Annotated in this window: 13 protein-coding genes; 5 read left to right on the top strand and 8 right to left on the bottom strand. The window is 32.3% G+C overall.

Going from position 1 to position 14583, the window contains the following annotated elements:
• Positions 1-185 precede the first annotated feature (185 nt).
• A complete protein-coding gene (trpS, locus tag WBQ70_RS00150) occupies positions 186-1160 on the top strand; it encodes a tryptophan--tRNA ligase (protein ID WP_423908874.1) in 975 nt (324 codons plus the stop codon).
• 64 nt (positions 1161-1224) lie between these two features.
• Here the strand turns inward: trpS and WBQ70_RS00145 are convergent, their stop codons facing one another.
• The 8 genes from WBQ70_RS00145 to tatA all read right to left on the bottom strand — a co-directional run bounded on the left by WBQ70_RS00145 (position 1225) and on the right by tatA (position 9498).
• The gene (locus WBQ70_RS00145; RefSeq protein ID WP_423908871.1) at positions 1225-2619 is read right to left on the bottom strand and encodes a glycosyl hydrolase family 8; all 1395 of its coding nucleotides are present in this window, start codon (positions 2617-2619) and stop codon (positions 1225-1227) included.
• A gap of 392 nt (positions 2620-3011) precedes the next feature.
• Complete coding sequence (locus WBQ70_RS00140) at positions 3012-4028, bottom strand: hypothetical protein (RefSeq protein ID WP_423908868.1); 1017 nt, start codon at positions 4026-4028, stop codon at positions 3012-3014.
• The gene (locus tag WBQ70_RS00135; RefSeq protein WP_423908866.1) at positions 4006-5634 is read right to left on the bottom strand and encodes an NAD(P)-binding protein; all 1629 of its coding nucleotides are present in this window, start codon (positions 5632-5634) and stop codon (positions 4006-4008) included. The genes WBQ70_RS00140 and WBQ70_RS00135 overlap by 23 nt, the downstream gene beginning before the upstream one ends.
• The gene (locus WBQ70_RS00130) at positions 5609-7129 is read right to left on the bottom strand and encodes a polyamine aminopropyltransferase (RefSeq protein WP_423908863.1); all 1521 of its coding nucleotides are present in this window, start codon (positions 7127-7129) and stop codon (positions 5609-5611) included. The genes WBQ70_RS00135 and WBQ70_RS00130 overlap by 26 nt, the downstream gene beginning before the upstream one ends.
• On the bottom strand, positions 7122-7337 hold the full coding sequence (locus WBQ70_RS00125; protein WP_423908861.1) for a DUF350 domain-containing protein: 216 nt from the start codon (positions 7335-7337) through the stop codon (positions 7122-7124). The genes WBQ70_RS00130 and WBQ70_RS00125 overlap by 8 nt, the downstream gene beginning before the upstream one ends.
• A 218-nt stretch (positions 7338-7555) precedes the next feature.
• Positions 7556-8758: a DUF4178 domain-containing protein gene (locus tag WBQ70_RS00120; RefSeq protein ID WP_423908858.1), complete on the bottom strand. Its 1203-nt coding sequence runs from the start codon at positions 8756-8758 to the stop codon at positions 7556-7558.
• A 3-nt stretch (positions 8759-8761) separates the two neighbouring features.
• Positions 8762-9124, bottom strand: coding sequence for an S-adenosylmethionine decarboxylase family protein (locus tag WBQ70_RS00115; protein ID WP_423908855.1), 363 nt, complete (start codon positions 9122-9124; stop codon positions 8762-8764).
• 191 nt (positions 9125-9315) lie between these two features.
• On the bottom strand, positions 9316-9498 hold the full coding sequence (gene tatA / locus WBQ70_RS00110; protein ID WP_423908852.1) for a twin-arginine translocase TatA/TatE family subunit: 183 nt from the start codon (positions 9496-9498) through the stop codon (positions 9316-9318).
• Positions 9499-9831: 333 nt separating this feature from the next.
• On the opposite strand from tatA, the gene WBQ70_RS00105 reads away from it, so the two are divergent.
• Genes WBQ70_RS00105 through WBQ70_RS00090 form a run of 4 tightly spaced genes read left to right on the top strand, consistent with a single transcriptional unit; the run spans position 9832 to position 14397 of the window.
• Positions 9832-10233: a peptidase gene (locus tag WBQ70_RS00105; RefSeq protein WP_423908849.1), complete on the top strand. Its 402-nt coding sequence runs from the start codon at positions 9832-9834 to the stop codon at positions 10231-10233.
• A gap of 1 nt (position 10234) precedes the next feature.
• Positions 10235-11725, top strand: a complete 1491-nt coding sequence (locus tag WBQ70_RS00100) for a GH3 family domain-containing protein (RefSeq protein ID WP_423908846.1) — start codon at positions 10235-10237, stop codon at positions 11723-11725.
• On the top strand, positions 11722-13401 hold the full coding sequence (locus WBQ70_RS00095; protein ID WP_423908844.1) for a DUF6909 family protein: 1680 nt from the start codon (positions 11722-11724) through the stop codon (positions 13399-13401). Before WBQ70_RS00100 ends, WBQ70_RS00095 begins: the two co-directional genes overlap by 4 nt.
• Positions 13402-13410: 9 nt before the next feature.
• Positions 13411-14397 carry a hypothetical protein gene (locus tag WBQ70_RS00090; RefSeq protein ID WP_423908841.1) on the top strand — a complete coding sequence of 329 codons (987 nt, stop codon included), beginning with the start codon at positions 13411-13413 and terminating at the stop codon, positions 14395-14397.
• The last annotated feature ends 186 nt before the right edge of the window (positions 14398-14583 follow it).

Below are 14583 nucleotides of genomic sequence, written 5' to 3'. Positions count from 1 at the left end.
GGATTCACTTATTATTTAATAATTTTAATTGTAAATATACCCTATATAGCGGAATTAGCGCAAATTTATTCATCCTCAATAACAAATGTTAAGTTTTAAATAAAAATCCGCGAATCTGCGGTTATAAAATTATCCTTGACTATTGCAAAAAACTTTACGAACTTTGCGATTAAGAAAAATACACAATGGCAAAAATACTTACCGGAGTTCAAAGCACCGGAACACCACATTTGGGAAACTTACTTGGAGCAATTATTCCAGCAATCGAATTATCAAATAATCCAGAAAACGAATCCTTTCTTTTTATAGCCGATTTACATTCGATTACTCAAATAAAAAACGGCGAAACTTTAAGCAACAACACCTATAGTACTGCTGCCGCATGGTTAGCTTGTGGGCTTAATGTTGATAATGTAACTTTCTATAGACAGTCAGACGTACCTCAGACAGCGGAACTGACTTGGTATTTAAGTTGTTTTTTTCCATTTCAAAGATTAACATTAGCACACTCTTTCAAAGACAAAGCTGATCGTTTGGATGATGTAAATGCCGGTTTGTTTTCCTATCCAATGTTGATGGCTGCTGATATATTAATATACGATGCCGAAATAGTTCCTGTAGGGAAAGATCAATTACAGCACTTAGAAATCACACGTGACGTTGCCTCGCGTTTCAATCATCAAATGGGAGAAACCTTTGTACTTCCAGATGCTAAAATCCAAGAAAACAGCATGTTGATTCCTGGTACCAATGGTGGAAAAATGAGTAAATCAGCGAATAACATCATCAATATTTTCTTAGACGATAAAGCGTTGCGTAAGCAAATCATGTCGATAGAAACAGATAGCACCCCACTTGAAGAGCCTAAAAACCCTGACACATGTAATGCTTTTGCTATTTATTCACTATTAGCAAATGGAGAACAACTTGCTACAATGAAAGCCAACTATGAAGGTGGGAATTATGGTTATGGTCATGCTAAACAAGCATTATTTGAATTGATCGTTGAAAAATTCAAAACCGAAAGAGAAAAATACAATTACTATATGAACAACCTTCCAGAAGTTGATGCATTACTAAAAATTGGCGCTGACAAAGCTGGAGTTGTAGCTTCAGGCGTATTGAGTAGAGTTCGAGTAAAATTAGGGTTTAGCGCTTAATTAACATGCTACAAAATAAAATAGCACGATTGAAAAACTTCTATCGTGCTATTTTTATTTCTTATTATTTTAAAATTACTTTCTTTATTATACTTTTACCATAGGCAGTAATTCTTACAAAATAAATTCCACTAGACTGATTGGCGAGATTAATTTGGGTTATTTCAGTAATCGTTTTTTGTTCAAAAATGACAATTCCTTGTGTTGATATTATAGATAATAATGCGTTTTCTGGTGCTGAAACTGTAATAGTATCATGACCCGGATTAGGATAAATTGTTATGCTTGATTTTTCTAAGTCAAAATCATTGGTGGCTAAAATAACATTTGCTGGTAAATAGAAATTACCCGTTAAAGCAAATAAATATAAGGTTTTTAGCGTATGATTGAAATAACTATTTGGTTCATTTAATCCTTTTAAATCTGTATAAGAAGCATTTAAATGGTCTTGATTTTCACCAGCCATTGCTGCACAAGCAAACGCTCCTACAAAAGTTGCATTATGCCATTGTCCTTTTAAACTTCCGTCTTGATTGTAACCATCTTTAATATTTGTTGTACCTCCTAAATTTAACCGTACAAAATCCGATGATTTTTTAGAATATGTTTTAGCATCTGCATTTCCGTACCATAAATAATCAAGTGCAATACGCCAAGGTGTTCTTGCTGCATCATAAGTATAGGATTTTCCTCCATTAGCATAACCGCTTGCTTGCGATGAATAAGCGCCCGTATCAGTACACCAATCAGAAACAAGTCCACCAACAGCATTGTTACCGGATAAGTTTTTATTGATAATTGCATACGCTTTTTCGGCAACGGCATTCCAGAAATTTATATCAGCTGTATAATTTCCAAAAGCTCTATAATATGCAGGAGCAAAATATGAAGGATTTGTGATTGCACTTCCACCAAATGCATCTCCTGGTTTTAAAACATAAGTATTAGCTTCAATTTCATGCGTTTTAATAGCAGTGATTAAGGTTTTGGCATCCGTTTTATAATTAATTACACCAGTACTTCCCCATTGATAATCGGCAACAATGAGAGCAAAAGCAGCATCTAATTCGGCATCAGTAGCGCCATTTTGACCAATGATTCCTGAACAACCATTAATTTTCCAATTCATTACACCATGGTTATTAACATTGTCTTTATAATACAACCATAGACCGTCAAAAAGCGTTTTATCAGCTTTATAGGCAGATAATAACATTCCGTATCCAATACCCTCAGACACCGTTTGTGAAGATGTATCAAATTTTATACGATAGCGCCCGTTAGTACAGGATTCAACAAAGTTTGTTTTCCAAGTTGTGTAGGCATCTGAGGCATCTTGACTGTTTTTGTTACTTGCCATTAAGCCGTAGCTAAAAACTTTGTTAGTTGGAAAATTTTGAGTTTGTGAATTCCCATTAAAGACAATTAATAAGATGACAAGGGTTGTGATTAATTTCATGAATGTTAGGTTAAGTTAAATCAAAGGTAGGATAAATAGTAATGATATCGTAACTAGCTGAATGTTTCTGATCTTTTTAGTGAAATTCTATAATTATTGTTACATTGAGATTGTCTAAATGTATGGATCAAGAGGTCTTCGAAAGAATCAGACTGATATGATTAGTATAATCGCTATAGATTTTAATAGAAATCCACTTTTTGGATTTGTTTAGATTGATTATATAAGTAAGTCGAAAGTTTTAAAGTCATCCAGTTAAAAGTACTATTGTCACAACAAGTATCACAAATACAATCCTATAAAACCTTTTTTAATCTTTTAAAAAGACGAAATTAAACTGGTTTTAGTACTTGTAAAGTATCTGTATGTATACCAAATCATTAAGAACGTAATTATTTTTTATTTGTTTTCCAAATAAATGCATCCAACAAATAATGGGTAAATTGAGGCACGGTCAATAAAGGGACTATTAAAAATTGCCAACGGCTAAAATCAAAATTATCATTAGAAAAGTATTCATTCCAGACGGTAATTTCCCATAGATATTCCTCAGTAAAAGCAATCAAAAGAAGGAAAGCAATAAAAATAACTAAGCCAGAATATTGTTTTAGATTATGAAGAATTCCTAGTTCTAGAGCTGATTTTTTTTCGATTTCATTAAGATAAATTAAAGCAATATAAGGAACACCATGAGATATTACATTGAGTAAGGTGAAAATAAAATCATTATTAAAATATACGATTCCAAAATACCAAGACAGCGTGGTGCCAATAATGACAGCATTTTTCGGTATATTAAAAAACTTATTTTTAATTGATTTATAGAGGGTTCGGATGCAATAAAACAAAAGTACTGTAGCATATGCCCAACTGAGAATCGAATCTAGTAAGGCATTTTCGTATCGAAAAAATTCATTGGGAATGAACCAATTGAAGTTTCTCTTTGGTGACAAAAACCAAAAAAGCATTGGGTAAAGGGTAGCTGTATAAATAACTAAATTATCAATCCAAGCATAGGTTTTGTCTTCATTACGGGCATACAAGCGCATGAAGCCATATTGCTGTCGTATGAAATGAAAAACGGCCACATAAGCAAGAATCGACCAAAAAATAACACTTCCTAAAGCAAATAAAAACAGTCCAATTCCAAAACATAAAATGGGTAAGCCAAGATAAATTTTTTTTCTTTTTTGGAACTCTGAGGCCACAAAATAAGTCTTAAACAAAGTAGCATATACATGAGCCACATCGATAAACACGATGAGAAAGAGCCAAGTGTAAAATGAATAATTGTTTTCTATAACTACCAATTGTTTTTGAAAAACGACAATAATTGCCAGTATCACAAATGGCGGTGATAGGATAAAAAAAGTATCTGTTAGCGGTTTATGAATCCAATTTTGCCTCATGAATCATGGTATTTACAGCATTAATTCCTTGATGAAAGGCTTCTTCAAAAATCGAAATTCCAGATAAATCGGTATGGGCAAAATAAATTTTGTTTTCAATAGGTACAGACGCAGTCTTTTTGGCTTCTCCAAAAATAAAACCCGGGACAGGACTAATCATTGCATGACCTAATAAGTGAATATCCAAACTCTCTGTAACCAATTCGATCGTAGGATGTGCTATTTTTAAATCATTAAAAACCATTTTCCTCCAGTATTCTTGGTCATTTTTATACATTTTTCGACGCGTTTTTCTCAAATCTCCAGAAGAAAAACTATAGTAATAGGTGATCACTTTTTTAGTTTGCATTTGTTGTAATTCTTGATGTTGGTCGTACACGTACCCTAAACCTTTGGCACCGTGAATAACATTATCCCAAGATAACGGAAAACTTGAATTATCATCCAAATTGTTTACTACCAATGTTGCTAATAACCATGGAGTATAATGAAATTTGGCTGTTATTTCTTTGCGATTTTTCAAGACGTATTGGTTCACAAATTGAGGGGTTGCCATAATCACTTTGTTAGCCACAATGCGAGTTGAGGATTTGGTTAACGCGTCATAGATTAAACATTCTACTTTATTGTTTGTAATGACTACGTTGTAGACCAAATGATTATTTAAACTTGTATCCTTAGTATATTTTTTCAGATGAAGAGCAAGTCGCGCATTGCCTTCAGGCCAGGTCAAAACCGTATTTTTTTTATCTTTTGAGGCATCTTGTTTTCGAGCAGCAAAATAGTGAATTCCCGCATAAGCGGAAACATAATCAATTCCCAATCCAAAATCATCCCGACAGCAATAATCAATATAATCCAAAAGAGGACGTGAAGTAAAATCATGCTTGATTAACCATTCTTTCATGGTATATTGATCTAACATTTTTACATCATTAACTGTGGAAGATTCTGCAAGTGGAATACTAAACCAAAATTTTCCAGTACTATCTTTTTTCGCTCTAAAATCATCCATTAATTTAAAAAAACGAACGAATTCTTGATCTTCTTGTACTGAATTTCCAGTTTTAGGGACAAGTCCTTCCTGCCAACTATTTTTGTAAAATAGACGTTCTTCTGGAGCAAAAGCGAGTTGGGTTTCGTCAAAGTTAGGAAAACCATTGGCATCGTAATTGAGTATTATTTTTTCTTCTTCCAAAAATTGCAGTAATGCTTTATCAGTCAAATTAGGTAAAGGCAAATAGTGAGCTCCAAGAGGATATTTAGAATATTTATTTTCGCCATTTGAGGAATTTCCGCCCAAATGATTTTCTAATTCGACCAGTAAGAAATCCGTTATTCCTTTTTTGGTGAGTTGTCTTGCGGCACTCAGTCCCGAAATTCCTCCGCCAACAATCAAGTAGGGAATCGTAATTTCTTTGCTAGGTTTAGGGAAATTTTGCACCCTAAGACGATGCCCCAAAATGTTATTGGTTCCTGATAACCGAATCAAAAGAGTAATGACTTTTTCTTTGCAAGCGTCCAAAAAGGGAACAACAAGCAAAGAAATCGCTATAATTTTGAAGAAACTTCTTCTGGAATTATTGTATATTTCCCCATTCTTCATCAAAATAGCGTACTAAAATTTGGTTATCTAATCGATTTATTTCTATGTCATTGTTTCTCATATCTTGAGAAAAATAATTGAGTTTTCGAAATTGGTAATCGTAAAATCGTAAGCCTTTTACGGTACGATTAACTGTGTTGAAATGGGTTGCAAAACTATTGATAGCAATAGTGTACCCCCATTCGCCAAATGAAGGAACATAGGCATGATATGCATCAATTTGCGAAAAAACTTGTTGAGCTGTTTTATTAATACACCAAAAAGATTTGGGTGCAAAATAAGGCGATGTCGTCTGAATCACCACCAGAGCATCGGGTGCTAGAATGTTTTTTACGGTTGAATAAAAATTAAGCGAATACAATTTTCCCAAGCTATAATTGGATGGATCTGGAAAATCAATAATCACTACATCATACCGTTTTGATTGATTTTTAGACCATATATACGCGTCTTGGTTGTACACAGAAACTTTAGGATTATTAAGCGCATTATGATTAAAACCAGTCAATATTTTATTTGTTTTAAAAAGTGTAGTCATTCCTTGATCTAAATCGACAAGGGTAATGTCTCTGACTTCAGGATATTTTAAAATCTCTCTTACCGCAAGACCATCACCACCGCCTAGAACGAGAACATGATCTACTTTTTTGGCCATTGCCATCGCAGGGTGTACGAGCGCTTCGTGATAACGGTATTCATCAACAGAACTAAATTGTAGGTTGTTGTTCAAGTACAAACGATAATCATTTTTGTTATGAGTCAGTACAATACGTTGGTATTGGGTTGAATGCGTGTAAATAATATTTTCACCATATAATTTCCCTTCCGAAAATGACAAAATCACATCCGAAAACAAAAAAACAGTTAGTAAAGTAGTAAAGGAAAAAATAGCTTTGAACTGGAGTACTCTTACTTTTTTTAATTCTTTTTTTAGTAAAAAACACAAAGCAAGGGCGATAGAAATATTAATCATTCCGAAGAATAAAGAAGTACCTATGATACCTAATTTCGGAACCAAAAAAAGCGGAAATAATATCGAAGCCAACAAAGCACCTATGTAGTCAAAAGTAAAAACATTGGACACTAAATCTTTGAATTCAACTTTGTCTTTGAGAATATTCATTAATAACGGAATCTCTAGTCCTACTAAACAACCCGTAATAAAAACAAGAAAATACAGTAGCAGTTGAAACGAATACACACTATCGAACATTAGAAACAAAACTACCGAACTAAGTCCTCCAATCAAGCCTACAAGAATTTCGATTTCGACAAAGGTGTTGAGTAAATTTTTGCTAAAAAATTTAGAAAAATAAGAACCGACACCCATCGAAAACAGGTAAACCCCAATGATAAAAGAGAATTGTTTTACCGAATCGCCCAATAGGTAGCTTGCCAAAGTTCCTGCAACAAGTTCGTAAACGAGTCCACAAGTGGCAATGGTAAATACGGCAAATAATAGTAAATATTCAAACTTTAGGAATTTTTTACCCATGAATTGCGGCGCTAATAATCATTGAAACCCCAATTATAAACGACGCAAAAACAATCGCTAAAGCAATATTATTATTACTCGAAATTTCTTTCCATGTATTTTCAGGTGTCACTTTTTCAATAATTAAATAGCCAATAATTAGAATAAAAATTCCTAATAAAGAAAAGAGAATCGAATTCAAAACGGGTTTCATTAATACAATATCCATAGTGTTTTTTGTTAGTTATTTATGATAAAAATGATTTACAGTTCGTCCCGATGTATTAGGTCTATAATTTTCGGTTGTTTCGCAATCACAAATACGGTTTCCGGTATAATTGTAATAGAGAAAAATCCCATAAAAAAATAACCCAACCAATAGAGGTAGGTAATTTAGTTTAATAAAAGATATAATTTTTTCCATTGCATTTTACTAATTTAAAGGGTCTAATCCTCCCATCGTTTATTTTCGAAATTTCGTTCAAAATAATAGATTGCTACTACAAAAACAATCATAAAAATGAAACTCATCCAAACGTTTCGTAGTGAAGGACTCGACCAACTGGCTTTTACTTCCACAGATTGATTCTGAATATCTTCAGTAGCTTTTGATGGAGTTATTGCCAAGTGGTATTTTCCAGAAGGAATTCCACATATATTAAAATCACTAGAAGGATTTCCTTCTGTCCAATTTTCGCCATCGGTATAACCATGATAATATTCAATGTCTTTATTGGCATAAATTTCTTCATTTGTGACTTCGTTGATCAAAGCCACTTGCACATTTGCCCAAGAATTATCCACATTTGAATGAACAGCGATAGTCATTGGAGCCGAGCTCCCTTTTAATTCAAAACTTGGTGTTACATAATCTTTTGATGAATATCGATCAAATGGAATGGTGGTATTCAAAACCACTTGTTCGGGTCGATCTAAATTCATAAACCAGTGCGTGAATAAGATTAACAATGCAAATGCACAACAAATTAGTCCCAAAATACGTACATCAAACAAAAAGGGCTGTACCATACCAATGCCACTTTTAGGAGGAAGCGTGTTTGTAGTTTCAAAAGCCTTTTTAATATCTCTCCTTGAAATGTGTTTTCCAAAATATGCGTCTTGATTGCCCCCAAGTTCATCAAAGGATAATAATAAGGGTGGTAATATGTATTCTATTAACTCCGATTTATTATAAATATTAAAATCAAAAAAACCTTGAGCCGCAATTAATGTGGGGTGACAGTAATTATAACGGTCAAAAATTTTATCCTCATATTCTAACGTCAAGGGATGGTTGCCTACTTTTTTTTCAAATACTATTTCAGTTAGAATAATCCAATGGCCTAAGGATTCTGATAGATATAAAAATTCCCCTTTTTTATTTACTAAAATGTATTCTTTCCATTCGTAACCGTTAGATGTTTTTATTAGGAGTCCAGTTATGGTGTATTCTTGATTATGAAAGTGAGCAGTTTTACCAACAACAAAGGTTTCATCAAAATAATAAGACTTAAATCTATTATTAAATTTATGACCAACATCTCTAGTATTTTTATACACATAGGTACAATGAGGGCAGGCAAAAATTTCTACCTCAAAAGGAACTTCAAGCGTTGTTGTCTTATTACAATTAATACATGTAATGTTCATAGCTTAACGATTAATTTCAAAATCTTTTAGAATAGTTGCATTGAAATAGTTAATGTAATCATTAGTTATTTCACGAACCTTATTGGAGTTGTCTGTCAAATAATTACATAAATATACATCTAATGTTAATTGATTAAATTCTGGCCAAGTATGAATGCAAATGTGTGATTCTTTTAAGCAAATCGCAATCGTAAAGCTATTATTTTCAAAGTCATGAATACTGATTCCTACTTTTTCTAATTGGTATTTTTGAATTAAGTTTTCAGAAAAGGCAACAAACAAAAAACTTTGTGTTAGGATACTAGTATTCCCTACTTCAAGAGTAAGTAATTTATGTAAACCTGGCGAATAGGAATGTTGTATCATTTAAAAACGTAAACTAATAAACAGAATTGAATTTTTAGTGTGTAAAAAAATTAAAGCGAATGTAGTTATTTCTTTGTAAGAAAAAAACAGAGAGAATGATAGTAAGTTAATTTATAATGTAACTAAACAAAAAAAATCCCAAATTCTAATTATGCATTAGAGTTTGGGATTCAAATAAGAAACGATATTTCTTATTTTGTTTCTTTTTCGCTGTCTTCTTTTTTATCTGTAGCAGTCTCGTCTTTAGCAGCATTTTTAAATTCCTTAAGTCCGCTTCCTAAACCTTTCATTAATTCTGGAATTTTTTTACCTCCAAAAAGTAACAATACTACTGCTAATATAACTAGGATTTCTGTAACACCAAATCTTCCCATGATTGAATAATTTACGCCGAAGCTAATTTTTTAAAATAATCTAACTACAAAGGTAAACAGAATAAATTAATAGAAACACTGTTTGTTCTAATTATTTATTATATGACGAGTTAAAAAAGCATTAAAATCAATTATTGATTAAGTTTGGTAACGAACAGCCTTTGAAACCTCATTGGTTTACATTAATTATTATATTTGTGTCATATTGAAAATAATATGTCTAAAAAACGATTAAAACGCAAAAAACTCCACAAAAAATTATTTACAAAAAACCGTTTGGTGATTTTGAATGAAGACACCTTTGAAGAGATTTTTTCGCTCAAATTGACCTTGATGAATGTATTTGTATTTGCAACTTTAGGTGCGATTGTATTGATATCAATTACTACATTTATCATTGCATTTACTCCTTTGAGAGAATATATACCTGGTTATTCATCTTCAAAATTAAAAAGAGATGCTACTGAACTAGCATTAAAATCTGATTCTCTAGTCGTGGCTTTGAAGAAAAATGAAGCTTATATACAGTCTATTCAAAAAGTACTCAATGGACAATTAGAATATGCTAAATTTAATAAAGATTCTATTTTAAATTCTAGTGAAGATCCCGCTCCACATCTTAAAATGACTGCTTCAGAAGAAGAATTAAAACTTAGAGAAAAAGTAGCATCAGAGGAAAAAACACCAGCTCAGCTGACAAAAAAAAAGCAACCAACGACCAAAAAACAAAAATAGAATGTCAATAAAATCAGTAGCTGCTCAATTATTTGCTAAAAGAGTATTTCATAAAACCCAATCTTGGGCTACTAATCCTATTGCGACACAACAAGCTGTTTTTGAGAAATTAATCAAAACAGCTAAGCAAACGGAATTTGGTATTGACCATCATTTTGATCAAATAAAAAACTACGAGGATTTTGCTAAACAGGTTCCTGTTCGGGATTATGAAGGGCTTAAATCGTATGTTGAAAAAGTAGTCAAAGGAGAAGCTAATATTCTCTGGAAAGGAAAACCACTTTATTTTGCCAAAACTTCAGGAACGACTTCTGGGGCTAAATATATTCCACTGACTAAAGAATCGATGCCGTATCATATTGAAGCAGCTCGGGATGCTATATTGCATTACATACATGAAACAGGCAAAGCTGGTTTTGTTGATGGCAAAATGATTTTCCTGCAAGGGAGTCCTATTCTCGAAGAAAAAAACGGTATTCAGTTTGGCCGACTTTCAGGAATTGTAGCTCATTTTGTTCCAAAATACCTTCAAAAAAACCGAATGCCATCATGGGAAACCAATTGTATAGAAGATTGGGAAACCAAAATTGATGCCATTGTTGAAGAAACTTTTGCGCAAAATATGGCTGTAATTTCAGGAATTCCATCATGGGTACAAATGTATTTTGAACGTTTACAACAAAAAGGAGGCAAGCCTGTGGGAGAAATCTTCAAGAACTTCAATTTGTTTATTTATGGTGGAGTCAATTACGAGCCTTACCGTGCTAAATTTGAAAATTTAATTGGGCGAAAAGTACCGAGTATCGAACTTTTCCCAGCCTCCGAAGGTTTTTTTGCCTACCAAGATACACAAACTGAAAAAGGGATGTTGTTGCTTTTGAATTCGGGAATTTTTTATGAATTTATCAAAAGTGATGCATTTTATTCGGATAAACCAAGACGTTACACCATTGGCGAAGTAGAATTAGGAATTAATTACGTCCTCATTATTTCGACCAATGCCGGTCTTTGGGGCTATAATATTGGTGATACCGTTCAGTTTACTTCATTAAAACCGTACAGAATAATCGTCTCCGGACGAATTAAACATTATATTTCTGCTTTTGGAGAACATGTCATTGGTAAAGAAGTCGAAACTGCTTTGCAAGAAGCAATGGAAGGAACAGAAATACGTGTGAATGAATTTACGGTAGCGCCCCAAATTAATCCTGAAAACGGATTACCTTATCACGAATGGTTTATCGAATTTGAAAACGAACCCATAGACGGTAAAACTTTTGCGGAAGCGATAGACAATGCCATGCGAAAACAAAATATTTACTATGATGATTTGATTGTGGGGAATATTTTGCAAAAGGTGGTAATTACTAAAGTTGTCAAAAACGGTTTTCAAGATTATATGAAATCGATAGGTAAATTAGGAGGACAAAATAAAGTAGCCCGTTTATCCAATGATAGAAAAATTGTTGATTTATTACCAACTAAAAAATGAAAGAAACAAAATATATAATGATTACTCGTGCTCAGGAATCCTCGGCTGCAATTGAAAAATTGTATATCACGATGCGTCATTTATTCAATAGAGGTTTTTACAAACCTATGGGGATTTCAGGTGATAGTTTACGAGAAGCATTGCTAACCTTACGCCCGGAAATATATGGTCATATTGGTGATGAAAAAGCAGAACTCAAAGGGCTTTTATACGTCATGGAACGTCTGCCTATGGGAATTGAAGAATGCCGTTTTATCAATTTGACCTCACATGAAGGGTATGGAAAATCTCATTTTAAAGCCATTATTCCACCTAAAAGAAGACGAAATTGTTATCGGATTGATGACGATTTGATGCACATTGAAATTACTCGAGGACGATCAGATATTTATGATATTTTGACTCATCTTACGTTTATTTTTATTGAGTCTCATAAAATTAGACGCAGAGTTTTGATGGAAGAAGGAGGAGAAGTGTCAAGTGATTGGGCAAAATTAGAACAAGCCGTTACCCAAAAAAAGAAATTAAGTTTAATCGAAAGAGAGAAAACCATTTCGCATACGGCGAATATTTTAGGGCGAACCTTTGAAGACATCTCTGATATTTATGATTCCTTTGGAACAATTACAGCTCCAGACCGTTTCTTGCATGTTATTTTTTGGCTGGGTAAATTAGCTATTGAAGAAGTTACTCAAGATGCAAAAAGAACCATCACTTTTAGTCCCATTTTGAGAGAACGCTTAGGACATCATATTCATGGGGAAATATGGGCGACTCATATTAAAGAAGTTTTAAAAGAAAAGCAGCTTTTGGATCGTCCTATTCATATTATCAGTGCCAATATGCATTCTGTAATGAATTCAATTTTTGCAAAAACAGCTTTAAAATCAAAATTGACAGGAACTGAAGCAATTTCTATTTATGAAAATTTGAGTAAATCTGACGCCAAGGAACTGCGAAACAAAGTTGAAGCATTTGCTTTAAAAAATGGGATGATTAGTTTACCAGACACTTCAGGGACCAATATTGATGTTCAACTATTTGATACTGCCAAAATTGATTGGTCATCCACTTCCTTTCCAAATGCCGATTTAAAGGATAAAAAACCTGTTTTAATTGTTATGGATTATGCTTTTGGAGAGCAAGCGTATGAAACTGTCGATGAACTATTAAAACCCTTTAAAAAAGATATATTATTGCAAGTAGAATCCGTTTCGATTATGGGTAAAGCGGGAATTCTAGAAGGTGGAAAAGGAGATATTATGATTCCTAATGCACACATCAATGAAGGAACAGCAGATAATTATTATTTTGAAAATGAATTAACGGCGGCAATGTTTGAAGGTAATGGTATCGAGGTGTTTTCAGGCCCTATGGTAACCGTATTAGGAACATCGTTGCAAAACAAAGAGTTACTGAAGTTTTTTCACGATTCGACTTGGGGAGTGATTGGATTAGAAATGGAAGGATCTCATTATCAAAAAGCCATTCAATCAGCTTCAAAAATCAGAAAAAGCATACCAAAAGACGTAAAAGTTCGTTATGCCTATTATGCCTCGGATAATCCTTTAGAAACAGGGAGCACACTTGCCTCAGGAGGACTTGGTACAACAGGCGTAAAACCCACTTATTTGATTACCATAAAGATTTTAGAACAAATATTCAACATAAAATAAACGAATTATATGAATACAAATATACCCCAGAATACGGAAGATCAGGAAATTGATTTGACATTAGTTTCAAAAAAAATTGGAAGTTTTTTTGAAGGAATTTCAACTAAAATCTTCCGTGCGGTTTTTTATATCAAGAGGAATATTTTGGTGATATCAGTTTTATTTGTCTTGGGAGCAAGTATTGGTTATTATTTAGATAAAAAAATAAAATCATATCAAAGCGAGATAATTGTATCACCTAATTTTGAAAGCGCAGATTATTTATATGCTAAAATTGATTTAATTAATTCTAAAATTGAAGAAAAAGACACTGTTTTTTTAAGAGATATAGTAGGGATAAAAAATCCAAAAAGACTTAAAGGAATAAGCATAGAGCCTATCATCGATGTTTATAAATTTATTGAAAATAAAGAACTTAATTTTGAATTACTAAAATTAATGGCCGAAGATGGTGATTTAACTAAAATTATTTCAGACAATACAACTAGTAAAAATTATTTATACCATAGAATTAAATTTGATACTTCTGGTGAAACATCTTTAGACAAATCAGTTCAGCCAATTTTAGATTATTTGAATAATTCAGATTATTATAAAATGATGCAAAAAGTGCGTCTAAATAATATTAATCTCAAACTAACAGCCAACGATACCGTTATTAAACAAATTGATGCCGTTTTAAATAGTTTTTCAAATACAGCAAATAATAATCAGCGAAATGATAAATTGGTGTATTATAATGAAAACACTCAGTTGAATGACGTAATCAAAACTAAAAATGATTTGGTAAATGAGCAAGGTTTTTATCGTCTTGAATTAGCTAGATTTGACGAAATTATTAAATACAGTGGTTCAACATTAAATATTAAAAATACCGAAGGTGTTGAAGGAAAAAGAAAAATTTTCTTTCCGTTTTTGTTTATTTTCATCTACATTTTCATAGGATATTTAAAATCACATTATCGTAAACAGTTTGTAAAAGATCAAAATAAATAAATTGTTTATGATTAATAAAGAGCAAATAATTAATCAAACTAATTCTGAATAATTATTTTTTTGTTAAGCAAAAAATAATTTATTATCTATTCTTTAAAATTTATACATTTGTCAAAAATTAATTAATATTTTTATGAAAATTAGAATTATAATTTTGTGTTTTATTTTTGGGGTATTATATATATC

This window comes from Flavobacterium sp. (genome assembly GCF_049590715.1).
Classification (GTDB): Bacteria; Bacteroidota; Bacteroidia; order Flavobacteriales; family Flavobacteriaceae; genus Flavobacterium.
The sequence above is the reverse complement of the archived record's forward strand: the minus strand, read 5'-3'. Positions and strand labels throughout refer to the sequence as shown.